General features: G+C 64.2%; 24 protein-coding genes. 13 read left to right on the top strand and 11 right to left on the bottom strand.

Annotation, left to right across the window (positions count from 1 at the left end; translation table 11 throughout):
* Window positions 1-63: 63 nt before the first annotated feature.
* The gene (locus RX330_RS05315; protein WP_317242298.1) at window positions 64-1296 is read right to left on the bottom strand and encodes an NAD(P)-binding domain-containing protein; all 1233 of its coding nucleotides are present in this window, start codon (window positions 1294-1296) and stop codon (window positions 64-66) included.
* Between the two features lie 79 nt (window positions 1297-1375).
* Window positions 1376-2353 carry a Bug family tripartite tricarboxylate transporter substrate binding protein gene (locus RX330_RS05310; protein WP_317242297.1) on the bottom strand — a complete coding sequence of 326 codons (978 nt, stop codon included), beginning with the start codon at window positions 2351-2353 and terminating at the stop codon, window positions 1376-1378.
* Window positions 2354-2493: 140 nt separating this feature from the next.
* Between RX330_RS05310 and RX330_RS05305 the strand changes: the two genes are divergently transcribed.
* Window positions 2494-4053 (top strand): winged helix-turn-helix domain-containing tetratricopeptide repeat protein, encoded by a 1560-nt coding sequence (locus RX330_RS05305; RefSeq protein WP_317242296.1) that lies wholly within the window; start codon window positions 2494-2496, stop codon window positions 4051-4053.
* Window positions 4054-4115: 62 nt separating this feature from the next.
* On the opposite strand, the gene RX330_RS05300 is transcribed toward RX330_RS05305, so the two are convergent.
* Window positions 4116-5087, bottom strand: a complete 972-nt coding sequence (locus RX330_RS05300; protein ID WP_317242295.1) for an ABC transporter substrate-binding protein — start codon at window positions 5085-5087, stop codon at window positions 4116-4118.
* A gap of 172 nt (window positions 5088-5259) precedes the next feature.
* Here RX330_RS05300 and RX330_RS05295 point away from each other — a divergent pair, with 172 nt between their 5' ends.
* Genes RX330_RS05295 through RX330_RS05285 form a run of 3 tightly spaced genes read left to right on the top strand, consistent with a single transcriptional unit; the run spans window position 5260 to window position 7377 of the window.
* Window positions 5260-5991 carry a haloacid dehalogenase type II gene (locus tag RX330_RS05295; protein WP_212080102.1) on the top strand — a complete coding sequence of 244 codons (732 nt, stop codon included), beginning with the start codon at window positions 5260-5262 and terminating at the stop codon, window positions 5989-5991.
* A gap of 37 nt (window positions 5992-6028) precedes the next feature.
* Window positions 6029-6496 (top strand): YbaK/EbsC family protein, encoded by a 468-nt coding sequence (locus RX330_RS05290; RefSeq protein ID WP_212080097.1) that lies wholly within the window; start codon window positions 6029-6031, stop codon window positions 6494-6496.
* A 59-nt stretch (window positions 6497-6555) separates the two neighbouring features.
* Window positions 6556-7377, top strand: a complete 822-nt coding sequence (locus RX330_RS05285) for an adenylate/guanylate cyclase domain-containing protein (RefSeq protein WP_317243844.1) — start codon at window positions 6556-6558, stop codon at window positions 7375-7377.
* 62 nt (window positions 7378-7439) lie between these two features.
* Here the strand turns inward: RX330_RS05285 and RX330_RS05280 are convergent, their stop codons facing one another.
* Both RX330_RS05280 and RX330_RS05275 read right to left on the bottom strand, forming a co-directional pair.
* Window positions 7440-7808, bottom strand: a complete 369-nt coding sequence (locus tag RX330_RS05280) for a hypothetical protein (protein ID WP_212080095.1) — start codon at window positions 7806-7808, stop codon at window positions 7440-7442.
* 94 nt (window positions 7809-7902) lie between these two features.
* On the bottom strand, window positions 7903-8889 hold the full coding sequence (locus tag RX330_RS05275; protein ID WP_317242294.1) for a tripartite tricarboxylate transporter substrate binding protein: 987 nt from the start codon (window positions 8887-8889) through the stop codon (window positions 7903-7905).
* Window positions 8890-9038: 149 nt separating this feature from the next.
* Here RX330_RS05275 and RX330_RS05270 point away from each other — a divergent pair, with 149 nt between their 5' ends.
* On the top strand, window positions 9039-9296 hold the full coding sequence (locus tag RX330_RS05270; protein ID WP_212080769.1) for a hypothetical protein: 258 nt from the start codon (window positions 9039-9041) through the stop codon (window positions 9294-9296).
* A 122-nt stretch (window positions 9297-9418) separates the two neighbouring features.
* Here the strand turns inward: RX330_RS05270 and RX330_RS05265 are convergent, their stop codons facing one another.
* On the bottom strand, window positions 9419-10354 hold the full coding sequence (locus RX330_RS05265) for a LysR family transcriptional regulator (RefSeq protein ID WP_317242293.1): 936 nt from the start codon (window positions 10352-10354) through the stop codon (window positions 9419-9421).
* A gap of 116 nt (window positions 10355-10470) precedes the next feature.
* Here RX330_RS05265 and RX330_RS05260 point away from each other — a divergent pair, with 116 nt between their 5' ends.
* From RX330_RS05260 to wrbA, 3 genes are read left to right on the top strand one after another with little or no spacing between them, the layout of a single operon-like run.
* The gene (locus RX330_RS05260; RefSeq protein WP_317242292.1) at window positions 10471-11223 is read left to right on the top strand and encodes an SDR family NAD(P)-dependent oxidoreductase; all 753 of its coding nucleotides are present in this window, start codon (window positions 10471-10473) and stop codon (window positions 11221-11223) included.
* Window positions 11224-11257: 34 nt separating this feature from the next.
* Window positions 11258-11956, top strand: a complete 699-nt coding sequence (locus RX330_RS05255; protein WP_212080087.1) for a pirin family protein — start codon at window positions 11258-11260, stop codon at window positions 11954-11956.
* Between the two features lie 45 nt (window positions 11957-12001).
* Entirely contained in the window at window positions 12002-12601 is a 600-nt protein-coding gene (gene wrbA / locus RX330_RS05250; protein WP_212080085.1) for an NAD(P)H:quinone oxidoreductase, read from the top strand.
* 73 nt (window positions 12602-12674) lie between these two features.
* On the opposite strand, the gene RX330_RS05245 is transcribed toward wrbA, so the two are convergent.
* Complete coding sequence (locus RX330_RS05245; protein ID WP_317242291.1) at window positions 12675-13145, bottom strand: Lrp/AsnC family transcriptional regulator; 471 nt, start codon at window positions 13143-13145, stop codon at window positions 12675-12677.
* A 122-nt stretch (window positions 13146-13267) separates the two neighbouring features.
* Between RX330_RS05245 and RX330_RS05240 the strand changes: the two genes are divergently transcribed.
* On the top strand, window positions 13268-13807 hold the full coding sequence (locus tag RX330_RS05240; protein ID WP_317242290.1) for an RBBP9/YdeN family alpha/beta hydrolase: 540 nt from the start codon (window positions 13268-13270) through the stop codon (window positions 13805-13807).
* Window positions 13808-13828: 21 nt separating this feature from the next.
* On the opposite strand, the gene RX330_RS05235 is transcribed toward RX330_RS05240, so the two are convergent.
* The 3 genes from RX330_RS05235 to RX330_RS05225 form a co-directional block, all read right to left on the bottom strand.
* Complete coding sequence (locus RX330_RS05235) at window positions 13829-14962, bottom strand: GNAT family N-acetyltransferase (protein WP_212080082.1); 1134 nt, start codon at window positions 14960-14962, stop codon at window positions 13829-13831.
* 119 nt (window positions 14963-15081) lie between these two features.
* The gene (locus tag RX330_RS05230) at window positions 15082-16446 is read right to left on the bottom strand and encodes an O-antigen ligase family protein (protein WP_375847583.1); all 1365 of its coding nucleotides are present in this window, start codon (window positions 16444-16446) and stop codon (window positions 15082-15084) included.
* Window positions 16447-16449: 3 nt separating this feature from the next.
* Window positions 16450-17550 carry a glycosyltransferase gene (locus RX330_RS05225; protein ID WP_317242289.1) on the bottom strand — a complete coding sequence of 367 codons (1101 nt, stop codon included), beginning with the start codon at window positions 17548-17550 and terminating at the stop codon, window positions 16450-16452.
* A 244-nt stretch (window positions 17551-17794) separates the two neighbouring features.
* On the opposite strand from RX330_RS05225, the gene RX330_RS05220 reads away from it, so the two are divergent.
* Complete coding sequence (locus tag RX330_RS05220) at window positions 17795-18787, top strand: glycosyltransferase (RefSeq protein WP_317242288.1); 993 nt, start codon at window positions 17795-17797, stop codon at window positions 18785-18787.
* A gap of 15 nt (window positions 18788-18802) precedes the next feature.
* On the opposite strand, the gene RX330_RS05215 is transcribed toward RX330_RS05220, so the two are convergent.
* Complete coding sequence (locus RX330_RS05215; RefSeq protein ID WP_317242287.1) at window positions 18803-19831, bottom strand: glycosyltransferase family 2 protein; 1029 nt, start codon at window positions 19829-19831, stop codon at window positions 18803-18805.
* A 385-nt stretch (window positions 19832-20216) separates the two neighbouring features.
* Here RX330_RS05215 and RX330_RS05210 point away from each other — a divergent pair, with 385 nt between their 5' ends.
* From RX330_RS05210 to RX330_RS05200, 3 genes are all read left to right on the top strand, one after another.
* On the top strand, window positions 20217-21017 hold the full coding sequence (locus RX330_RS05210; protein WP_317242286.1) for a class I SAM-dependent methyltransferase: 801 nt from the start codon (window positions 20217-20219) through the stop codon (window positions 21015-21017).
* 291 nt (window positions 21018-21308) lie between these two features.
* Window positions 21309-23681, top strand: a complete 2373-nt coding sequence (locus RX330_RS05205) for an exopolysaccharide transport family protein (RefSeq protein ID WP_317242285.1) — start codon at window positions 21309-21311, stop codon at window positions 23679-23681.
* Window positions 23674-24477 carry a WecB/TagA/CpsF family glycosyltransferase gene (locus tag RX330_RS05200; protein WP_212080071.1) on the top strand — a complete coding sequence of 268 codons (804 nt, stop codon included), beginning with the start codon at window positions 23674-23676 and terminating at the stop codon, window positions 24475-24477. Before RX330_RS05205 ends, RX330_RS05200 begins: the two co-directional genes overlap by 8 nt.
* The last annotated feature ends 10 nt before the right edge of the window (window positions 24478-24487 follow it).

Raw genomic sequence — 24487 nt, 5'->3', positions numbered from 1 at the left:
AATGCCGGCTTGGGATCAGCAGCAGCCTCGCCGGTACCGATCAGCCAGGTCCGCCAAGGCTGATCAGGAGACACCCGTCGACCCGTCGATGTGTTGAGATAAAAATTCGGCGTCCTCACCGACACCCCAGAGAAATGCCGACTGGACCTTGTGCATTCGAGGCAAACCGAGAAAATAAACGCCGGGAACTGCGGTAACTCCCCGACGCTGGATGGGTGCTCCACGCGCGTCCAGCACATCGCAGTTGATCCATCCGAAATCATAGCTGTAGCCGACCGCCCATATGACAGTGGTTATCGCAACGGAATTCAGATCGAGCATCGCGATTTCTGGAAGACTCTTTGGCTGCTTGGCCATCAGATCTGAGAACTCGCCAGCGGGTGGGGCATCGATACCATTAGTCTCGATATGCGCGTCGATGGCACTAACCGCTTGTCGGAACGTCTCGTCACCAGCGTCGAGGTTTGCATTCAGATCCGTTGCGAAAAAGACGCACGTTTTTTCAACATGCTGAAGACTGCCGAGAAGCGTCACACCGCGCTCCGCCAAGTCACGCAAATCAACCGTTGCGCCTCCCTTGTAACCAGTAACCAGAGGCGGCCTGAAACCCGGTTGGAGCACGTCAACAGTCCGATTGTTGAGGCCCATCTCTTCGTTCCATCTGCCGGTGTCACGCCCACGATAGCGTCTTGGAACACGCCGGTGTCCGCGCAGGGAGTAGTATACGCCCCGTCCCTGGAGAAGCAGGTCCTCTACGATTTGAAAGCCGGACGCGCCGGACCCCACGACCAGGACATTGCCGGGCGGCAGATCGGACGGACGGGTATAGCGGCTCGCCGTGATTTGGCGGACGCTCGCCGGCAGATGTGCAGCGCAGGGCGGCAGTGTCGGCAATTGATATGGGCCGGTTGCTACGACGACGTTAGCCGCCGCCATGGACATCGAGCCTGCGCTCACAACCAGACGACCACTCTCGTCTCGATTCAACCCGGTAACATTCACCCCGCAACGCAGGGGCGCTACATTGCGGGCAGCGTAGTCCGAGATAAACCGAACGATGTCATCTCGTTCAGAAAAGCCATCGGGGTCGTCTCCATCATAGGCCCTCCCCGGAAGCCGGATCATCCAGTTGGGGAATTGGAAATGAAGGGAATCCCAACGCTCGCTGCGCCATCGCTCGGCGACACGGCCGCGCTCCAGGATGACGTGCTCTCTTCCGGATTTCGCCAGGTAATAACTCAATGCCAGTCCGGCTTGCCCGCCGCCGATCACGATTGTTTCCACCAACTCGAGCATGACAGACACCTAGACTCCGCGGGGGGACCGAGTTGGCCAGTCCTTGCTGCGCCAAATGGACATCTCCGATGCCTTGGTGTCATTCGGGTTTGATCTGCGCCGTACGGATCACATTGCCCCAGCGCTCGGTCTGCTCGGCGATGAGCGCGCCGAAATCGGCCGGTGAGCCGGGCAGCGGCGCTCCGCCGAGGTCCGCCAGCCGGGCCTTGATGCCTGGATCTGCGAGAGCCGCATTTATCTGGACGTTGAGCTTCTCGACTATTTGGACCGGCGTGCGTTGGGGCACTCCAATGCCGACCCAGCCAACCGACTCGTAGCCGAGCACCACCTCCCCCACGGGCGGGATATCCGGCAGAGCGGGAGACCTTGTCGCCGTTGTTACTGCCAGCGCGCGCAGCTTCGCCGACTTGATATGCTCGAGTGACGAGAGAATCGGGTCGAACGCCAACTGAATTTCGCCACGCAGAAGGTCGGTCAACATCGCCGCCGATCCTCGATACCGCACATGCACGATGTCGATGTCCGCCATGATCTTGAACAGCGCGCCAGCCATGTGTTGGGGACTGCCGTTGCCCGCAGACCCGAAATTCAGCTTGCCCGGGTTGGCCTTGGCATACGCGATCAGTTCCGCCACGGATCTGACTGGAAGCGAAGGATTCACGACCATGATGAGCGGAATTCGCATGATTCCAGCGACCGGCGCGACATCCCGGATGAAGTTGAAGCTGAGCTTCTCATACAGCGTTGCGTTGATGGCGTTGAACGATCCGGCGAGCAGGAGAGTATAGCCGTCAGGATCCGACGCGACGACGGCCTCTGTCCCGATGTTGCCGCCCGCGCCCGGCCGGTTCTCGATGGTGCAGGGCTGCCCCAGGCGTTCGCCCAACCATTGACCGATCAGTCGGGCGCTGATGTCGGCGGCGCCTCCCGCAGCTTGCGGGACGATCACGCGGATTGGCCGCGCCGGGTAGGTCTCCGCTCGCGCGGTCAGGGCCACAGCCGGGAGGGTGGCAAGTCCTGCGGCAAGTTGAAGCAATCTGCGGCGGGTGACCGTCATGACTCCTGTCCTTGTGCTGCAACTGATGGCTGTGACAGTGTCATGCGCCTTGGTTTGCCGCTTTGCGGCTGGCTTACTTTATCCTTACCTTAAGCTTCATTTCGAGGGGCAGGCCGCTCCCGCGAATATCGGAGTGAAACTTGCTGTACCGGTTCGAAACGTACGTGCTCGACACGGACCGCCGGGAGCTTCGGAAAGGCGACGAGCTGGTACCGCTGGCGCCTCAGGTCTTTGATATCCTTGTCTTTCTGATTCACCATCGCCACCGCGTCGTAAGCAAGGACGAGCTCATCGGCGCGGTCTGGGGCGGCCGCATTGTATCGGAAAGCGCATTGACGACGCGGCTGAACGGCGCTCGCAAGGCAATCGGCGACACGGGCGAGGCACAGCGACTGATCAAGACTCTGCGCCGCGCAGGAGTCCGTTTTGTAGGCGAGGTAAGAGAGGAAAAGCAGCCGGCGGTCACTCCGACTGCGCCAACGCCGGTCGCCGGCACGGCCTCGCTGGAACAGCCATCGATCGTCGTTCTGCCCTTTACGAACCTGAGCGGTGATCCGCAGCAGGACTATTTCACTGACGGTGTCGTCGACGACATCATCACCGAGTTGTCCCGATTTTCTGAATTGTTCGTCATCGCGCGCAACTCGAGCTTCACCTACAAGGGCAAAGCCGTCGATGTCCGGACCGTGGGACGCGACCTGGGCGTGCGGTATGCGTTGGAAGGAAGTGTACGCAAGGCCGCAAAGCGCGTTCGCATCACCGGGCAGCTGATCGACGCCGAAAGCGGAAAGCATATCTGGGCCGATCGTTTCGAGAGCTCGGTCGAGGACATTTTCGCGATGCAGGATCAGATGGCGCATAGCGTCGTGGGCGCGATCGCGCCCCGGCTGGAACAGGCAGAAATCGAACGGGCGAAGCGAAAGCCCACGGAAAACCTGACCGCCTATGATTGCTTCCTGCGCGGCATGGCGGACTGGCACGATTGGACCAGGTCCGGTCACGATGCGGCGCTCAAGCACTTCCGTCGCGCGACTGAACTCGACCCGACCTTCGCGAGGCCGCATGCGCTTGCCGCCGGGTGCTATCTCATGCGGAAGTCGAACGGGTGGGTCGTTGATCGCAAGACGGAGATGGCCGAGACCGAACGCCTGGCGAGACTGGGCGCAGACCTGGGCCGCACGGATGCCGTCGCGCTCGCTTGGTGCGCACACGCGCTTGCTCACGTCGTCGGTGACATCAAGGCAGGTATCGCCCTGATCGATCATGCCCTGCAATTGAACCCGAACCTGTCGGTTGCGTGGCAGCGAAGCGGTTGGATCCACGTCTATGCCGGAGAGCCCGAGGTGGCGATCCAGCACGTCCGCAATGCCATGCGCCTCAGCCCACTAGACCCCCTGATGCATCTCGCACACTGCGCCATCGCTTACGGATATTTCTTTCTTGGAGATCTCGATCAATCTTCCGCCTGGTCTGATCGTGCGCTGCAGATGCGACCCGATTGGCCAGCTGCACTGCGTGTCCTGGCGATGAGCCACGCCCTGGCCGGCCGTGAGCGAGCAAGAGAAGAAGTGATGACGCGGCTACGAGCGATGCAACCTACATTGCGGCTATCGAACCTTCATGAACAGATATTCCTCAAGAGGCCGGAGCACTTTGAGAAATTTATCAGCGCCATGCGTAAAGCAGGACTGCCCGAGTAGCCGAACTGCGCGCCTGCCACTGTCCTGAGTTCGGATTGGGCCAATAAGCGACGTCGGAGCGCCTACTCGATCACCACATCGGCCCGCGTCAGCAGGGCCGGTGGCATGTTGAGGCCGAGTGCTTTGGCAGTCTGGAGGTTTATTACGAGTTCGTACTTGGTCGGCCGCTCGACCGGCAGATCGCCAGGTTTCGTACCCTTGAGAATCCTGTCGATGAGGGTCGCAGACCGACGAAACTGATCTGACAAGTCAGTTCCGTAGCTCAAGAGGAAGCCCGCTTCGGCGTATTCTCTCACCGCAGAGATTGCAGGCAGCCGATGTCTGATGGCCATGACGCCAATCAGGCCGCGATGGTTGAACAGCACTCCATCGCTCAGCACGATGAGCACCTGCGCGCGTTCACTCACCATCGTCGAGAACGCTTGTTCAAGTATGTCCGAGCCGCGCGCCTCGGCCGGAACAAGCGTCAACCCCAGCGCCTTGGCAGCTTCCCGCAGCGACGCCAGCCGGTCCTGATTGGGCGGAAAGTCCGGATTCCATAGAATGCCCCCACGCGAGAGGTTCGGCAGAGTGTCCTTCAGAAATTCGAGCCGCTTGCCGTTGATCTCATCGCCGGGCTCGGAGCTAAACCCAGTGATATTGCCACCCGGACGCGCCAGACTGGCGACGAGTCCTGCACTGACCGGCTCGGCACTGTTGGCCATCACGATCGGGATCGTCCGGGTCGCCTTCATGGCTGCAACCGTGGTCGCATTGGTTCCGGACACGATAACGTCCACGCCGAGCCCCACCACCTCTGCGGCAAGCGCCGCCAGCCGCCCCACGTCTCCGTCGGCAAAGCGGTACTCGATGACGACATTCTCGCCGACGCGATAGCCAAGACTCCGCAGGCCGGCTTCGAAGGCTTTAACATTGCGAAGTGTTTGCTCCCGCGACGCGCTCGCGAGATATCCTATCCTGTAGACCCATCTTGCCGGTTGCTGCGCACGCGCGCCGAGCGGCCACGTTGCTGCCGCGCCGCCGATCAGCCCCATGAACTCGCGTCGTCGCATTGAGCACCGCGGAGTAAACGCCGGTCGATCTCCAAAGCCTAGCACTTTGCGATGAGACCGCCAGTGCGAACGGGCAATTAATGGTATAGCTGATGATTTACGAACTCCCCCAAGCGGAGTTTGTTGTGACCACAACTGCCTGGAAGGACAGCCGATGCCCACCAAAGCCGTCGTGTTCGACGCCTACGGGACGCTCTACGACATCCAGTCCGTCGCAGAGGTCACCGAGGATGCGTTTCCGGGCTATGGCGAGATCATCACGCAGGTCTGGCGGATCAAACAGCTCGAATACACCTGGTTGCGCTCGTTGATGCAGCGCTACCAGGATTTCGCCGCGGTCACCCGCGACTCGCTCGCCTATACGCTGCGCGTGCTCGGGCTTGCCTATGAGAGCGAGGCGTTCGAGGGTGTGATCGAGAAATATCTGAATCTCGATCTCTATCCGGACGCGACAACGGCGCTTGCGGCCCTGAAGCCGCGACAACTCGCGATCCTGTCCAACGGCAGTCCGGCCATGCTCGATGCGCTGGTGCGCAACTCCGGCCTCGATGCCCTGCTCGATGCCACCATCAGCGTCGATGCCAGGAAGATCTTCAAGCCGAGCCCGGAAGCTTATTCGCTGATCGGCGAGGAGCTCGGGACCGCGCCGAACGAGGTTCTGTTCGTGTCCTCCAATCCCTGGGACGTGGCGGGCGCAAAGTCGTTTGGGCTGAATGTCGCCTGGATCGAGCGGGTGACGCCGGAAGCCATGGCTCTGGCTTGCGTCGAGAACGAACTCGTGGCACCGCTAACGATGTTCAGGGCGATCCGCACCCAGATGGACGAGCTTGGCTTTGCGCCGGACCACCGCGTCAGGGCGCTGTCCGAGTTGCCAATGATTGCTTAGGCATCGCCGCCCGCAAGTCTGACATGAGCTGCCCGGAATGAGCCTGGAATCCGTTCGCGCCTTCTTCGCCGAGAAAGCCCCCGACATCTCCGTCATCGAATCCCCGATCAGTTCGGCCACCGTGCCGCTGGCCGCCGAAGCCTATGGCGTCGAGCCCGGAATGATCGCCAAGACGCTGTCCTTGCGCGTCGGCGAGCGCGTGATCCTGATCGTGGCCGCCGGCACCTCGCGGATGGACAACAAGAAGGTCAAGGCGCAATTCGGCGGCAAGCCGAAGATGCTGGGGCTGGAAGAGGTCGCCGAGATCACCGGCCACGAGGTCGGCGGCGTCTGCCCGTTCGGGCTGAAGGCGCCGCTGCCGGTCTATTGCGACGTCTCGCTGAAGGCCTTCGACGTCGTGGTGCCGGCCGCGGGCTCGACCCACAGCGCGGTGCGCATCACGCCGGAGCGGATGGCCGAGCTCACCGCGGCCGAATGGGTCGATGTCTGCGAGGTCAGGCCGTAAAGCGGCACCGGATACGATGCCTGATGCATTTGCCCGCGAGGCAGGCTAGCATGGCGGCGATGACCGACGACAAGGTGAAACGACGACTGACCACCGTGCTGTGCGCTGACGTGTACGGCTATTCTCGTCTCATGGAAGCAGACGAGACCGGGACGCTGGAGACGCTCCGCCGCTACCGCGCGGCCATTGCGCGACTGGTCGAGCGTCATGACGGCCGCATCGTGAATACCTGGGGCGATGCCGTAATCGCCGAGTTCGCCAGCGTCGTCGAGGCCGTGCAATGCGCAGTCGAGATTCAGCAGGAAATCTCGTCGGACGCGCCCCGAACGCCCCCCATGCAGTTTCGCATCGGCATCAACCTCGGCGATGTCATGGTGGACGGCTCCGACATCTACGGCGACGGGGTCAATATCGCATCGCGGCTGCAAGAGCTTGCCGAGCCCGGCGGCGTCGTGATCTCGAGCTCCGTCTACGATCAGGTGCACAACAAGCTGTCCGTGGGCTTCGACTGCCTCGGTCAGCGCCCGATGAAGAACATCGCCCCCCTGACCAGTTACCGGCTGACCCTGGGTAGCCAGGCCACCGGACCAGGGAGCTTCGCCATCGAGGAGAGCGCAACGTCCCCAGAGAGAGCGCGTGCTCAGCGGATCGACGACAGGCGGGTGCCATCTTCGCCGACGAACGTCGTCTTGAACTGGTTCGCAAAGCTGCCTCGCCCGGTTGCAGCAGCCCTCACCGTGTCGGCCTTCCTGATTGCGATCAATCTGTTCACCAGCAACAAGATCTGGTTCCACTGGCCAGTGGCAGCCATTCTCTTCGGTATGGCCATGCGGATGGTGCTTGGAAGCAGGCCTGAATCGGACAGCAGAAGCGAGCGCTGAACAAGGCGGCACGACAGCGTCCTGGCGCTGCGCGTGCCTCCGGATCATGCATTCAATAGAGTCTAGTCGTCGTTATCGTCATAGGGACGCGGTTGCACCTGGGAAGGTGGCGGCGGCGCATTGTTATAGCGCGGCGGCGGCGCGGCGCGATTGCGTGGCATCTGCTGTGGCGGCATCTGCTGCGGCGGCATCTGATTGTTGGACTGGAACACCGCGCGGCAGCCGCTCGAGAGCTGCGGCGTGTTCTGCTGCAAGCAGGCCGTGATGCGGCTCACGTCCGGAATCTGGTCGCTGCACAGGCGCCACACATCCGGTGTGCAGGCCATCTGCTGTTCCATGGTTCCACGATATTCTTCGGCGAATGCTGCGCCCTGCGCGACGATGCCGCCGACAGCGAGCGCCACACCCAGCGCAATCCGCTCTGTTCGCATGTTCAGTCCTTCTCGATTCCCGCGAATTCTCATCAATCAATGAGGCGGGAGCCGGTTTTGGACCAACAAAAAAATGTGAAATCGGGGCTGGAACCTACTCCACCTTACCGATCTTCTTCACGGCCGCGATCAGCCGCGTGCTGTCCAGCGCGACGAACTCGGCGAAGGCCGGCGCGTCCTGATAGGCGACGAGGCTGCCCGAGGTCTCGAACGCCTTGAGCACGTCGGGACTCGTCATCACCTGCGCCATCGCCTCGCGCAGGCGTGTCGCGACCGGCGCGGGAAGAGAGCTCTGTGCGAACAGCCCGGCCCAGATGTAAAACTCGACGTCCTTGTAGCCGAGCTCCTGGAAGGTCGGCACGTCGGGGAAGCTCGCGATGCGCTGCGCGCCGCAATTGCCGAGCACGCGCAATTTGCCGTCGTCGACCTGCGGCTTCAGCGTGCCGGGTGCCGCGGCGATCGCCTGCACGGTGCCGCCGAGGATCGCGGTGAGTGCCGGACCTGCGCCGCGGAACGGCACGTGCAGCAGCTTGATGCCGGCATTGCTTGCGAACATCTCCATCGCCACATGGAGCGTGCCATAGGGCCCTGACGAGCCGTAGGGGATCTGACCCGGGCGCTTCTTCGCATCCTCGACGAAATCCTGCGCCGTCTTCCACGGCGCGGAGGCCGGCACCGCCAATAGCGTGGGATCGGCGAGCACGCGCGCGATCGGCATGAACTGCGAGACCTCGTAGGCGACGGGGCGGTCGAACAGCCGGTCGGCCTCGGGGAGCACCGCGAGCGAGGACAGCGTCATCAGCAGCGTGTAGCCGTCCGGCTCGGCGCGTGCCGCCGCGGCATTGCCGACCGAGCCGCCGCCGCCCCCGGCCCTGTTGTCGACGATCACGGGCTTGCCGAGGATACGCTCCAGCGCCATGGCGACGGGGCGCGCGGCAAGGTCGGCCTGGCCTCCGGCCGGAAACGGCACGATCAGGGTGATGTTGCGTGCCGGATAGGCTTGCGCGAAGACCGGGCCCGGTGCTGCAATCCCCAACAACGGCAATGCCGCAGCCGCACGCAAGAGACCGCGTCGATCCATGATGATGCCCTCCCTGATTCTTCTTGTTTTCGCTGCCAGCCTAACGCGCCAGGCGGCAAGAACAAGACGTTTACGAAATGTTAGCCATGTCGGGCTCCTTCCGGAACGCATGTCCGGACCCGCTGTTGCCCTTTCAGGGAGAGTGGATGATGCGGAATCTGGCGACCATCGACGTTGCGCTGGACGAGATGCTGGTGAATCTCGCGGCGATCGTGTTGCGGCTTTCAAAGCCCGAATTGACGCAGACGCCGGAAGCGCGGCGCGCCCTGGCGCAATCGGTCCATCAATATGCAGTTTGCGCCAAGCGTTCGAGCGACCCGCGCGTTCACGAATTGAAGGCGCAGCTGGAGGAAACGCTGAAGCCGAGCCTGCGCATCGTCGCGATCGACGGCGTGAAGGTGTCGTAGTCAAACACACCGTCATTGCGAGGAGCCCTTGCGACGAAGCAATCCAGAATCCCTCCGCGGAGACATTCTGGATTGCTTCGCTGCGCTCGCAATGGCGGAGAGCGTTGAAGCCGCGCGCGCTCCTACGACATCTTGGCTTTCCCGCGCGTCCGCCGCTTGCATGTGCCCGGCAGCTTGGCCGCGAGAAAATCACCGAGCGCTTCGACGCGCGCGGGGCGCGGGCCGCCGGGCGGGGACACCAGATGCACGGCGCCTTCGGCCTGCTTCCAGTCCTTCAGGATCACTTCGACCTCGCCGGACGAAATCGCTTCACCAACGATGAACTCGGGCAACTCGGCGATGCCGAGGCCTGCGAGCAGCGCCGGCATCAACGCCTCGCCATTGTTGACGCGAAGCTGGCCGCCCGGGCGCACGCTGGCCTGCTCGCCGGCCGAATTGGTGTAGTGCCAGACGTTGGGCGTGGACAGATAGGCGTAGCTGAAGCATTTGTGCTCGGCCAGATGCATCGGATGCGTCGGCCGTCCGTGTTGCTTCAGGTAGGACGGCGCGGCCACGGTGTAGCGCGGCATGGTGAAGAGCTGCCGCGCGATCAGTGAGGAATCCGGCAGGCGCGCGATCCGCACGGCCATGTCGAAACCTTCGCCGATCAGATCGACGGTCGCATCGCTCAAATGCAGATCGACCGAGACTTCCGGATAGGCCTCGAAGAACTCCGGCAGCAGCGGCGCCACCGCCTTGATGCCGAACGTCATGGGCACGGCGAGCCGCACCAGGCCGCGCGGCGCCACCGATTGCGCCAGCGCCTCGTTCTCGGCGGCCTCGCCGTCGGCCAGAAGGCGCGTGGCGCGGTCGGCGAGCTTGTGGCCGGCATCCGTCAGCGCGAGGCGGCGCGAGGTGCGGTTGAACAGGCGGGCCCCGAGCCGCTCCTCGAGCCGGGTCACGGCCTTCGAGACCGTCGCCTTCGACATCGCGAGCTCGCTCGCAGCCCCCGCAAATGACCGTAACTCCACGACTTTCGCGAAAATCGCGAGCGCCTCGAAATCGGGGAGTTTTGCCATGGCAGCCGGTCCGATCTGAAATTTAGGAAACAATGTGTTTCGATAGTTTCTATTTCTATACCACAGGCGGAGGCTTATCCAAGGGGTCATCAGACATTCAGGAATGGAGAAATCCAATGACCAAGAAGCTCTCGGGCAAGGTTGCCCTCGTCACCGGCGCTTCGCGCGGCATCGGCGCCGCTTCGGCCCGCGCGCTCGCAGATGAAGGTGCTGATGTCGCCATCAGCTATGTCGCTTCGCCGGACAAGGCGGAGGCCGTCGTCGCCGACCTCAAGGCCAAGGGCGTCAGGGCCCGCGCTTTCAAGGCCGACCAGGCTTCCGCGAGGGAGGTCACGCAACTGGTCAACGACGTCGCCAGGGAATTCGGCAAGCTCGATATCCTCGTCAACAATGCCGGCGTCGCCGCCGGAGGTGCGATCGACGATGCCAATGCCGACACGGAAGCGCTCGCCCGTCAGGACCAGGTCAATGTGCATGGTGTGATCGCGGCGATCCGCGCCGCTTCGCAATTGATGGGTGAAGGCGGCCGCATCGTCACTGTCGGCTCGATGCTGGCCGACCGCGCTTCGTTCCCCGGCCTTGCCGACTACGTCGCCACCAAGGCAGCCGTGGTCGGCTACACCAAGGGTGCGGCACGGGATCTCGGCCCGCGCGGCATCACCGTCAACGTGGTGCAGCCCGGCTCGATCGACACCGACATGAATCCGAAGGATGGCGGCGAGTTCGCCGAGACCCAGCGCAAGCAGCACGCGCTGCAACGCTTCGGCCGTCCCGAGGAAGTGGCCGCCGGCGTCGTTTTTCTCGCAAGCCCGGAAGCCTCCTTCGTCACCGGCACCGTGCTCAATGTCGACGGCGGATTTGGCGCGTGACGCCGAGCCCTCTCCTCCAATCAGGAACATGTCCATGATCGAACTCAGACCTTTCGCAAAGCTCGGCGGCGCGGACCACGGCTGGCTCAAGGCCAAGCATCATTTCTCCTTCGCTGGCCATTATGACCCCAACAACATGGGTCATGGCGCCCTGCGGGTGTGGAACGACGACGAGATCGCGCCGAACACCGGCTTTCCCGCCCATCCCCACGCCAACATGGAGATCATCACCTATGTGCGCGAGGGTGCCATCACCCACCAGGACAGTCTCGGCAACAAGGGCCGCACCGAAGCGGGCGACGTGCAGGTGATGAGCGCCGGCAGCGGCATCCGGCACTCCGAGTACAATCTCGAGCCGACGCAGACGCGGATCTTCCAGATCTGGATCGAGCCCACGGCGCGCGGGGGACAGCCCACCTGGGGATCCAAGCCGTTCCCGAAGGCGGACCGCTCCGGCAAGCTCGTCACCATCGCAAGCGGGATCGAAGGTGATGCCGACGCGCTGCCGATCCGCGCCGATGCGCGGGTGCTAGCCACCACGCTGAAGGCGGGCGAGAGCGCGGAGTACGCGCCGCAGACGTCACGGCACCTCTACCTCGTGCCGGCGGCGGGTGCCGTCGAGATCAACGGCGTCCGCGTCAACGCCCGCGACGGCGCCGCGATCCGCGACGAGGCCAGGCTGACGATCACCGCGCTGGAAGATTCGGAGATCGTGCTCGTCGACGCGGCCTGACGACCCCAACAAGATCAATCCATCAAATCTGAAACGGAGACCACCATGACCAAAGTTCTCGTCCTCTATTATTCCGCCTATGGCCATATCGAGGCGATGGCCAACGCCGTCGCCGAGGGCGCACGCGAGGCCGGCGCCACCGTCGACATCAAGCGCGTGCCGGAGCTGGTGCCGGCCGAGGTCGCCAAAGCCTCCTATTACAAGGTTGATCAGGCTGCTCCCATCGCCAAGGTCGAGGACCTCGCCAATTACGACGCGATCATCGTCGGCACCGGCACCCGTTTCGGCCGCATGGCCTCGCAGATGGCGAATTTCCTCGACCAGGCCGGCGGCCTCTGGGCCAAGGGTGCGCTGCACGGCAAGGTCGGCGGCGCCTTCACCTCGACCGCGACCCAGCATGGCGGCCAGGAGACGACGCTGTTCTCGATCATCACCAACCTGCTGCATTTCGGCATGGTCGTCGTCGGCTTGAACTACGGCTTCGCCGGTCAGATGAAGCTCGACGAGGTCACAGGCGGTGCGCCCTATGGCGCCACCACGATCACCGGCGGCGACGGCAGCCGCCAGCCCAGCGCCAACGAGCTCGCCGGCGCGCGGTACCAGGGCCGCCAGATCGCGGAGACGGCAAAAAAACTGCACGGTTGACGGGGATCGCGGCATTCCCGTTCGGGAATGCCGCACCGTTTGGTGCAGCGGCGGCATTGCCGCCGCCCGACATTCAGACGCTCTTCTTCCTGACAAGCTCGCGGCCGATCGGCCGCACCGGCTCGCTCCGCAGCACCAGCGATGTCGTGACGGCACCGAATCCGGCAATGCGATCCACGATCGTCTCGAGATCCTCAGGAGCGGGAACGAGCACCTTGAGCACGAAACAGTCATCACCGGTCACACGATGGACTTCGATGATGTGGGGAATCTCCGCGAACCTCTTGAGGCATGTCTTGATGTGCTCATGCGTGGTCCGCAGACGCACCAGCGCCATCAGACCAAGCCCGAGTGCGCGCGGATTGATGCGAGCGCCGTAGCCCTCGATGATCCCGGCGTCCTCGAGCCGTCTGACGCGCTCGGACACCGCGGGCTGGGACAACCCTACGGAACGGCCAAGCTCGGACAGCGGCACGCGCGCGTTGACCTGCAGCGCCTCCAGGATCTTCAGGTCCTTGGCATCGATGCTCCCGAAGCGATCCAACCGAATTCTCCATTTCACCTTGAGATCATCGGTAAACGGCCGATTGCGCCGATGACTTGCCATGTGATGCAGGACCGGGATCCGTCACACTGCGGCCTCAACTCAGATATCACGGGACGATCATGCACGACATCATCACATTGCCCGGCCTCGGCGGCTCAGGCGACGCCCATTGGCAGACGCTATGGGAACGCTCCGAGCCGCGCTTCACGCGATTTCGACCGGCGAACTGGGACCGCCCGGAGCTCGACGACTGGGAGCAATCGCTGCAGCGAGCGATCGTGCGCAGCCCGAAGCCGCCTGTCCTGGTTGCCCATAGCCTCGCATGCCTGCTGGTGGCGCATTGGGCCGCTCGCTTCCCGACCACAATTTCCGGCGCATGTCTGGTCGCCGTCCCCGATCCCGACGGCGCCAATTTTCCTTTGGAAGCCGCCACGTTCAAGCCCGTCCCGGAGCGCGTCTTGCGCTTTCCTTCGCTGATCATCGCGAGCACGAACGATCCCTATGGCGCGATCGAGTTCACGCAGCGACAGGCACGCATCTGGCAGTCCGGTTTGGTCGCGCTCGGCCCACTAGGCCACATCAATGCGTCGAGCGGGCTCGGCGACTGGCCGCAGGGTCGCGCGCTGCTGGAGGCCTTTCGTGCGGGCCTTCCAAGATGACACACGCAAGTCTCGCTCGGATCAACGTTTCCCCTTGCCCATGGCCCGCGCCGCGAGGGCGGCGAGCCTGGGGTGGCGGCGCAGGCCCTGCGCGGCATGATCGCGCCATGCAAAGGGCAAGCCCCGCCAGGACAGCGCGACGCTGACATCGGTCAGCGGCACCCGCTCGGCGCCGAAGCGGCGCTTGTAGTCCAGATTGCCGATGCTGAGGTCGAAGCGGCGCACGCCCCGTGCATGCAGCCCCGCTATGGTGCGCTCGGCGACCAGCAGCCCCGGCGAGCAGCTCGACCATGAATCGCCGCCATGGCTGATGCGCAACAGGTAATAGGTCGCGCCGTGCATGACACCGAGCGTGGTGGCGACGATGCCCTCGTCGCAGACCAAGGCCGAGACGACGGCGTAGCCTTCCGCAATGCCCTGGCGGGCGACCTCGCGATAGAACCGCGCATGGGCCTTATCGTTGAGGACGAACGGCGAGCCGAGCTTTCGCATGCGTGCCTGCTGCTGTTCGTCCATCACATCCATCAGCTCATGTGCGCGCGCGACATCCGTTGCGATCTCGAACCGCGCGCCCGCGTGGCGGGTGAAGACGCGCCAGCAGCGCGGCATCTGCATGCGTTTGATCGACGCCTGGTAGACTCGATAGTCGTCGCCCGTCAGCACGAGATTGCAGTTGAGCGAGGAGGATCCCATCCGGCCGAGCGACACCAGCGGGTTCGCCTTGCCGCCGACCTTTGCCGGCATCTTCCTCAGGCGGAGGAGATCGAGGCCATCAGGCAAGGCACGCAACGCCTCGACCAGCGCCTTGCCGATCGCATCCGTCGCCACCGCATCGTGCGCCAGGATCGGCGCGTTGTTGTCGGAGACGCCGAGATCGGCGAATTCGACGATGCGGATGCCGCGCCTGACGTGACTGATCATCGGCACGATCGCGATGTCCTTGCCGGTGGCGGCATCGGAGATCACGGCGATCAACGGCGCGACGTCATCGAACGCCTGGTACCAGGCTCCCAGCCAGCAGCCATGCTGGAAAGCAGTGCGATGCCCGGCGTTCAGGCGCGAAGCAGCCTGGCCCCAGTCACGCACGAAATCGACCGCGATGCCCGACGTGCTGGACACCCGACCATCTGGTTGCTCGACGCTGAGGACCGTCATCCGCGGGGCATACGATTACTGAATGTAGCCAGATAGATTGTGTTTTGTCGCAGACCATGGGGAATGGCGCTTATCGTTAAGCGATTGCCACGGCGGACAGCGCTGAATGGGGCAAGCCGTCATTGCTCTGGTTCCGTCCGCGTGACGCACTGGAACCTCGCCAGGTAGTGCAGGCCGGCCACCGCCAGAGCGAACAGGAACCAGATCGGATTCTGCCGTTCGAGCAGAAAGGTCTCGGTCGCTCCATAATAGAGGCCGAACAGCCACACGGTCAGGAACAGCTTTGCCAGAGCGCCACTGCGGTTGTGAGCCTGTGCTGCGTGAAAATTGCCGAGCGGTGCGAGCACGAAGACGAGAATCACGAGCAGCAGTCCCGGCAGGCCGATGGTGACCACGAGGTCGAGATAGCTGTTGTGGCTGTGGGCCGCCGATGTCGCCCATTCGGCGCCCTGGGTGGTTTGCCGTGCCGTCACGTCGTCCCAGAAGGCCGCATAGCCGTGACCGATCATCGGCTTTTCGGCGACGGCCGCGAGGGCGAACTCCCAGATCGCGGAACGGCCCGTAAAGGTGGGATCGAGCGGAAGCAGCCGCGTCATGGCACCGAGCGCGGGGCTCAACACGCTGCCGACCGTCAGCAGGTTCATCGCGATCAGCGGCACGAAGCACATGATCCGCTTCAGCCACAGGCCGGGTGTGACGTAGACCAGCGATGCGAGAGCGTAGATCGCAAGGCACAGCACCGACGACGTCTTGCCGCCGGTGAAGATCAGGAAGATGCCGGCGAGCGCCGCGATCACGGGCCCCATCACGAACGATCCGACGGCCGACAGATAGATGCCGACATAGACCAGGATCGTCATCACGGGTGAGGCGACGTTCTTGTGGCCAAAACTGCCGCGCCAGTCGCCGGCGAGCTGCGGCTCGGCGATATCGAGCGCGGTGTGGATCGAATATTGCGGCGCCAGGAAGACGCCGAGATAGCAGAGCGCGAGCAGCACCAGCGCGGCGGCGCCCAGACACATGTTGAAGCTGCGCTGCGTCGGCGGCAGCAATGGCAGCACGACGGCGAGCGACGTCACGCTTGCGAGGAGCACGAACCGCTGGATCGAAACGCCTCGGCTTTCGGAGAGAACGATGCTGATGATCAGCCAGCCCACGAGACAGAGGTGAAGCGGCGTCACCAGGCTCTTCAGCGCCGGTCCATCCGTTGCGGCGACGAACAGCACCGCAATCGCAGCCAGGAGCCCCCAGGACACATAGGTCAGCGCCATTCGTCCGCCGACGACATTGCTGATGTCAGGGTTGCGCAAGTCGGGGAAGGGATCGAGCGTCACCAGCACCAGCAGCAGCGACGCGACGGCGACGAGACAGCGCGCAGCCTGCCCGGCATTGAGCCGCTCCAGGCCATCGCGCAGGACATGGCCGAACGACCGGGCCTTGAGGTCCATCATGTCAGCGGCGCTGCGGTCGATGCTCCGGTCCATGGCTCAAGACATCTGATGACGCCGGTGAAGCTCCAGGTCCTGGCTCAACCCTGCTGAGCGTTCCTCAACAGGCGTGCCGGGGGTCTGCTCCGCCGGTTGCCGCATGATGCTCCGCGCAATCTCGTAATACTGCAGCGCGCGTTGCTCCAGCGTGAGGCTGTCCAGGACAAAGCCGCGCGGATCGAATCCGCCGGCAGCACACCCGGCCCAGAACTTGTCCCAGCCCGCCTCGAATCCCGCGATGTCCAGGAACTTGGCTCCGCAGCGGTCGTCCCAATAGGGCACCGACGAGACCGGCGCGAACTGCACGCGGTGCGGATAGTAATCGGGATCACGCCAAGGACCGCCCGGATCCCAGGCGAACACTGGAACGCCGCAAGATAAGGCCTGCTGATAGGCGATGCCCTGGCTTTCGTTCTGGCACAGGAATATCATCGCGCGCGAGCGCGCCAGCGCCGCCTGATAGTCTTCCTCCTTGTAGCTGCCGTAGCGCAGCTCCGTGAACGAGCGCCCCTCTTTTCGCAGACGGGCGCGGACGGGCTCGATCAGCTCCGCCGCATAGCGCTCGCGGTCCCAGTGGACCTTGTCGTAGATCAGCACGTCGACCGTCTTCTGCGATCGCTCGGACGGTGTCCAGAGATCGGTGTCGATGCCGACCGGCCATGCCTCCGTCTGGGGCCAATACGGCCGGTACATGTCGACGTACCAGGGGCCGGGCACCACAACCTTCCTGACCGGCAGACGCTTGAACAAATCGGGGTCGTCGAGCGGATGATTATGGGCGGCGACACCGAGCAGGATCGGGTTCTTCCATGCGAACCTGTCGAGCAGGAAGGTGCGGCCGACGATGCAGGCGAGCTCGTCCGGGTGCTGCGCGATGTAGCCGTAATCGTTGACGCGGTAGCGGATGCCGAGCCGATCGAGCCCCGCGCAGAGATTGAGGAACACGCGAAGCTGTCCGCTCATGCGCGGCTCGCCGAGCAGCAAGCGGCGCGCCACGCGCCGCAGATGCCGGTCGCCGGGGAACCAGCGGTCGTCCTTGTCCTCATAGAACAGGTTGAGGATCATCGCGTCGGGGTCGGGTTTGAATGTCTTTGCGGGCACTGGATTCCATCCACGGCAGCCGGATGCACATTCTCGCATGGGACCGGCTGTCGCACTCTTCCAAATTTGCCACAGGCTTAATGCCAGCGGCTTAACGCTAATTGACGAAACCACGCTCACGCGTGCCTTCGCGGCAACGATCTCGCCGCAATGCAGGTATCATTCGCAAGCAACCAACGTTGCGATCGATCGCATCGTCCATTCAACAGATGCGCCCTGGTTAACAGACTCTTAAAGGCGAGCCGTGGCTCAGATCACCGCCGAAGACGTTCTCGATTTGCCGGCCAACACGCGCGTCGTTACGCCGGCCCGCCAGCCGCTGCCGTCGAGCTCGAGCACGTCGGTATCCATCGTCATTCCCGCCAAGAACGTTGCGGCCTATGTCGGCGAAACCCTCGCCAGCGCGCTGGCGCAAAGCGGGGTGGGAGAAGTGATCGTGGTGGACGACGGCTCGACCGACGAGACCGCCGCGATCGTCCGCGCGGTTCGCGACCCGCGACTGCGCCTGATGACGAATGATTCCGCCGGCGTATCAGCGGCGCGCAATCTCGGCGCGCGATCTGCCAGCGGCGAGTGGCTGCTCTTCCTCGATGCTGACGACCGCCTGCGTCCCGGCGCGGTGGCTGCACTGCTGGCGGCCGCACGCGGCGCGCCCCGCGCGGTTCTCGTCTACGGCGACTACAACACGATCGACAGCGAGGGACGGCAGATCGGCCGGCGGGGCCTGCTGAAGGGGCGCCGCAAGCCGTCGGGCGACGTGCTGGCCCGGCTCGCGGCCGGCAACTTCATCGTCAACGGCGGTATCGCGCTCGCGCGTGCCGAGGCCTTCCGCGCCATCGGCGGTTTCGACACCTCGCTCAGATACTGCGAGGATTGGCACTGCTGGTGCCGGCTTGCCGCGATCGGCGAGTTCGAGTTCGCTCCGAAGCTGCTGCTCGACTATCGCCTGCACACGGCCAACACCATGAACGCGGCGCTGCGAACGCCGAAGGATTTCTTCCCGGCAATCGCACGGGTGTTCGATGATGGGCTGATCCTGGCGAGACTGCCCGAGCGCATGACGGCCGGGCTGCGCCTCGCCGCCGAGATTCATCTCGTCACCTATTCGGCGATGCAGGCGGTCCGCTTCAGCAGATATCGCGACGCCTTCGCCTACCTCGCGATGATCGGCCGGCGATCGCTCAAATCGCTGCCGCGTGCCACGGTGAGGGTCGCCCTCGCCCGTTTCGGCATCTGACCGGCAGCTTCGGCGTCAGGACACGATCTTCGAGGCCTCGTAGGGCTTCGGCTCGACACCCAGCGCCGCCAGGGCGGCACCAAATGCAACCATGACCGGATGCATTGCGACGACGGCCTTCGACGACGTCAACAGGCCTGCGGCGCGAACCAGCGACAGCGGCAACCGTCCGAGCATCTGCGCGAACACTCGCGCCCGCGCGGCCGGGCTCTGCGCGGCCTTGTATTGCACACGATAGTTGATCGCGCCGATCCGCAGGCCACGCTTTGCGATCCAGCCGAACGTGGTACGGCTTGTTGGCACGGTCTCGGTGATCACCGCCTCGGCCGTCCAGTGGAAGATCACGCCGGCATCGCGGCACCGCACGAAGAAGTCGCAATCGCCGCCGCCGAGGAAATTGAAACGCAGGTCGAAGGCGGGACGCTCGAAACGCTCGAAGGCCGCGCGCGTGATCAGGCAATTGCCGCAGCCATAGATCAGCGGCACCGCGCCGGAATAGTCGTAGGCCGGACAGAAGGCGGGATGACGCGAAAGCCAGGGCTTGCTGTCGTCGTCGAAGACCGGCAGCACCGGCCCTCCGACGATTTCGGCGCCGGTTGCTTCCGCGGTACGGACCATCAGCTCGAGCCAGTCGGGTGATGCGATCTCGTCGTCGTCGATCATCAGGAAGCGGGTCGCGGCGGGAAACAGCGCCTGCGCGGTCTCGAACGCAGCGTTGATCGCCTGGCAATTACCTTGCCGCTTCTCGACGAGACAGATGCCCTGCAGCCTGCCTTCGACCAGAAATTCAGCCGCGACCGGCGCGCTTTCGCGCAGTGCGGCGTCGTTCTCGACCATGACGACGGCAAAGGAACGCGGGGTACGCTGGTTCACCAGGGATTCCAGCGTCAGCCGCAAATGCTGCGGCCGGCGGAAGCAGGGAATGCAGACGACGATGCCGACCGACAGGTCGATGACGCGGGAGCTCGCCACGATCTCCCGGTCGGGATCGCGCACGGCATCCGAGATACGCATGGCGGACAGGTCTGTCGGGATCAATGTCATGACGCTCTAGATGTCCGAGATATGTTGAGAAAGCCCTGCTTCATCACACGTCCCACGACGGCACATCGCCGCGGGACAGATGCGTCCCGAAATGAACGGATGAGCGGAAGCGCGTGCCTGCGCCCCGCGCCGATCTCCCGGCCGTCTTGAACCGACATCATGCGCTTTAACCGGCTTCTCCCGCGAAATCATGCGTGCGTGATACTGCAATTCGCGGTCCATGTGCGAACGACGACCCAACATGGACAATGCCGTAGTTAATGCGCATGCGCATTAACCCGGCCGTAAGCACTGCGACCGGTGAGACGACGCGGCATCAGATTTGCTCTTCGGCCAGGCGAGTTTTTTCCTGTAAATTTGATTAGAACAAGCGCGGACAAGAAACATGAACAAGCCAGCCACGATCGATTTCGCGACTGCCACCGCGATCCATATCCCCACGGCCGTTGCACCCGTCCAGGCGCTCCACGACCTCGTCCCCGGCGAAGCCCGTGACAGCCTGCTCGCCGTTCACGACGCGCTGCGCCGCGAGCTGCCGAAAGGCCAGCTCGCCATCTACGAAGCCGGCGGCGGTTCATGCAGCGTCCTGCCGCCGGAAATGCTTGACCGCAGCAAGGTCACCGTCGTCGATATCGACGAGGACCAGGTCCGCAACAACAGTTACGCGGACGAGGCGATCCTCGGCGACGTGCAGACCTACCGTTTCGAGCCCGAGACCTTCGATCTGGTGATCTGCTATAACGTGATCGAGCATCTGCCGAACGTCGACGCCGCGCTCCTGAATTTCCGCGATGCGCTCAAGCGCGGCGGCATGGTGCTGATCGGCGCGCCCAATCCGCGCTCGCTGTCCGGCGTCGTCACCAAATATTCGCCGCACTGGTTTCACGTCTGGTTCTACCGGCACATCCGCGGCATCAAGGACGCCGGCCTGCCCGGCGAGCCGCCATTCCCGACCTTCTTTCACCCGCTGGTCACGCTGTCCCGGCTCGAAGCATTCGCGGCCGCCAACGGCCTCGAGATGATCTACCGCCGCGAGGTCGAGAGCCCGCGCTATCCCGAGATGCGTCGGCGCAAGCCGCTGTTCGCCTCTCTCGTGGACACCGGCGCCGCCATGCTGAACGCCGTGCTTCCGCGCGGCATCGACGTCCGCCGCGGCGACTACCACGTCATCCTGCGGAAACGCTGATCATCATGGCGCGTGCGCAGCCCATCACGGAGCAAGCGGAGCCTCGCGGCCACGCCGTGCGCGGTAACGAACCGTTAATCTCCAGGAATCTCACGCGCCCCGAGGGGCATGGGGACGCAGCGCGGAATGGCATGGGCTTAAACGCTTTGTTTGCCATTTCGGTGAATAGTCCCTCAGTGAGTATGGTTAATTTTCCCTGTTGCGTTGATTGGGCACCTATATCCCGGGTGCATGGCGTAGAGCGAAGAGTAACCCCTCAGCCTGCGGCAATTGGAATGAAAGCTGGGGATCATGCTTGACTACAACCAGCCGATAGATCGGACCGGACCGGAGCCCCAGCAACAGAGTCCTCAAGCCGGCTTCAACGTGCTGGAGCTCGCCAACCTGCTCTGGCGGCGCAAGATTGCGATTGCCGCGGCCGCTCTGCTCGGCGCAACGCTTGCCGTCACCGTGGGCAAGAGCCTGACGCCCCGCTACACCGCCACCGCCCAGCTCTATGTCGATCCGCGCGAGCTTCAGCTCGTCGACCGGGAGCTCACGCCGCGCGCCCAGGACGTCTCCGGCATGTCCATGGTGGTGGAGAGCCAGGCGCGCCTGATCACCGCCAACAGCGTGCTGCTCAAGGTGATCCAGCAGGCCGGTCTCGAGAAGGATCCGGAATTCGGCGGCAGCGATGCCAGGAGCCTGATGTCGTCGCTGCTCGGCTTGATCGGCCTGCAGCCCCGGGCGCCCTTCGCTGCGGCCAACAACGAGGTGCAGCTTGCGGCGCTCGAGGCGCTGAACAGGCACATCACGATCCGCAAGACCGAGAAGAGCTTCATCGTCGACATCGAGGTCTGGTCGATCGATCCGGCGAAGGCGGCGATGCTCGCCAACACCCTGACCAGCGCCTATCTCGCCGAATCCCGCAACTCGCAGGCCTCGGCCGCACGGCGCGCCACCAGCGATCTCTCCGGCCGCCTCAAGGAGCTGCGCGAGCGGCTGCGCGGCGCCGAGACCGCGCTCGCCACCTACAAGGCCCAGAACAATTTCGTCGGCACCCAGGACGCGCTGATCAGCGACCAGCAGCTCTCCGCCAGCAACCAGCGGCTTTCCGCGGCGCGCGCGGCGACGATGGACGCGCAGGCGCGGCTCGACCAGATCGAGGCGAGCCGCCGCACCGCGGCCGATGCCGGCGCGAATTCGGAAGCGCTGCAGTCGCCGACGATTGCGAATCTGCGCGCGCAATATGCCGACGCCCGCAAGAAATATGCGGAGCAGGCCGGCGAGCTCGGGCCGCGTCATCCGGCGCTGCGCCAGACCGAAAAGCAGGTCGAGGACCTCAAGCGCACCATCAACGAAGAGATCGACCGCTTCGCCCAGTCCGCCAAGAACGATCTGACGCGCGCCCGCGACTACGAAGCTTCGCTCAACCGGGCGCTGGAAGCCCAGAAACGGCAGAGCGTCCAGCTCAGCCAGGCCGCCGTGCGGCTGCGCGAGCTCGAGCGCGAAGCCGACGCCAGCCGCGACGTCTATCAATCCTTCCTCAAGCGCTCGCGCGAGACAGAAGAGCAGGAGAGCCTGAATACCTCGGCGGCTCGGGTCATCGGCGAGGCGACGGTGCCGCAACGGCGCTCGTTCCCGCCGGCGATGAGCATGTTCGCCATGATCGGCTTCATCTTCGGCGCGCTCGCAGCGTCGGGCTGGTTCGTTGCGGCCGAACTCCTGTTCGCCGGCGCAGCCGCACCGGCACCCGCACCAGCCCGCCGCGCGCGCAAGCCGATGCCGGAGAAACCGCGCGCTCCCGAAGTTTCGCGGGCGCAGGAAGCCTCGCGGCTCGAGCAGGTGTCGCGAAGCCCGGAAGTCGCGCAGATCCCGCCCGAACTTGCCGCGCCGCCGCTGCAACCCGCGATGGTCGAAAGGCCCCTGATCGAAAAGCCGCTGATCGCGCGTCTCCAGGAAGCCGACGTCATTCACACGCTCGGCGCCATTCTCGCCACCGGCGGCGGCGTCGATCTCACAAGGCTGGGCTGGCCGACATTGCGGCCGGGCTTTCCCATGACGAGGCTACTCAACGCCTGGCGCGACATGCGCAGTGCCATGGCCCGGCGTGCCGGCGGCAAGGCGATGCCGGTCATCGCGCTCGTCGGCGGCGGCGAGACCACCGGACGCAACGTGAGCGCCTTGAATTTCGCACTCGCGGCTGCGCGCGACGGCGTCCGCGTGCTGATGATCGACGCCGACCATCAGGCCCACGCGCTGTCGAACAAGGTCAGCCGTCCCGGCAAGAGCGAGCCGAGCAAGCTCGGCTGGCTCTCCATCGGCAGCAAGGCCGCGCGTGAGATCAAGACGATCAACGGCATTTCGGTGTTGCCGGCCGGCGACGGCGATGCCGGCAAGGCTGCCGACGCGATCCGCAAGGCGATTGCACAGGCGCGCGCCGCGGGCGGCTATGACCTAGTGGTCCTCGACGGCCCCGCGATGCCCCTCTCGGCCGCCGGCCGCAAGCTGCTCGAAGACACCGACGCGCTGGTGGCGGTGCTGCCGACCAGCCACGACATCAACGACAGCCTGGAAGAGATACTGACCGCGCTCGGCAGCGCCGAGCGCAAGCTCGTCGGCGTCGTGCTCGACGAGCTCACCCCCGCAATCGAAACGCGCCAGCGAGGCAGACAATATGCTTGAGCGCCGCGTCAACCTCGACGGACGGGCAGCGACTGCCGACGTGCCGCGGACCACCGTCGGCGGGCTTCGCATGGCCGCGCTCGACCTGGAAGCCACCGCCGATTTCATGATCGAGGCGACCAATCCGGATCATCGCATCGGCCGTCCGTTGTTCCTGACCTCGGCCAATGGCGAGGTCCTGGCACGCTGCTCGACCGAGCCGCAGACCGAACGCCTGTTCCGTGCTGCCGACCTCATCAACGCCGACGGTCAGCCGCTGGTCGCGGCCTCGAAGCTCCAATCCTGGTTTCCGCTGCCCGAGCGCGTCGCGACCACGGACCTGTTCCACATCGTCGCGCGCAAGGCGGAGGCGGTCGGCCGCACCTTCTACATGTTCGGCGCCAGCGAGGCCGAGAACCTCGCTGCGGTCGAGAACGTCCAGAAGATGTATCCGAAGCTCAAGATCGTCGGGCGCAGCCACGGCTATCTGCGCGGCGAGGCGCTACGCGCCAAGGTCGAGGAGATCAACGCGCTTGCGCCTGATTACCTGTGGGTCGCGCTCGGCGTGCCCAACGAGCAGGCATTCGTGGAAGATTTCACGCCGCATCTCACCAATGTTGGCGTCATCAAGACATCCGGCGGCCTGTTCAATTTCTTGTCGGGCAGCCGCGCGCGCGCGCCGGAATGGATGCAACGAATCGGGCTCGAATGGGTCTGGCGCACCTGGCTCGAGCCACGCCGCCTGTTCTGGCGCTATTTGACCACCAACCCCCGCGCGCTCTATCTTCTCTTCAGCCGCAAACGGCCCCTCCGCTAAGAGAAGAGCA

Origin of the sequence: Bradyrhizobium sp. NDS-1, assembly GCF_032918005.1 — a bacterium.
GTDB classification, from domain to species: Bacteria; Pseudomonadota; Alphaproteobacteria; order Rhizobiales; family Xanthobacteraceae; genus Bradyrhizobium; species Bradyrhizobium tunisiense.
Note: the sequence above shows the minus strand (reverse complement) of the source record. Positions and strands in the feature narration are given on the sequence as shown.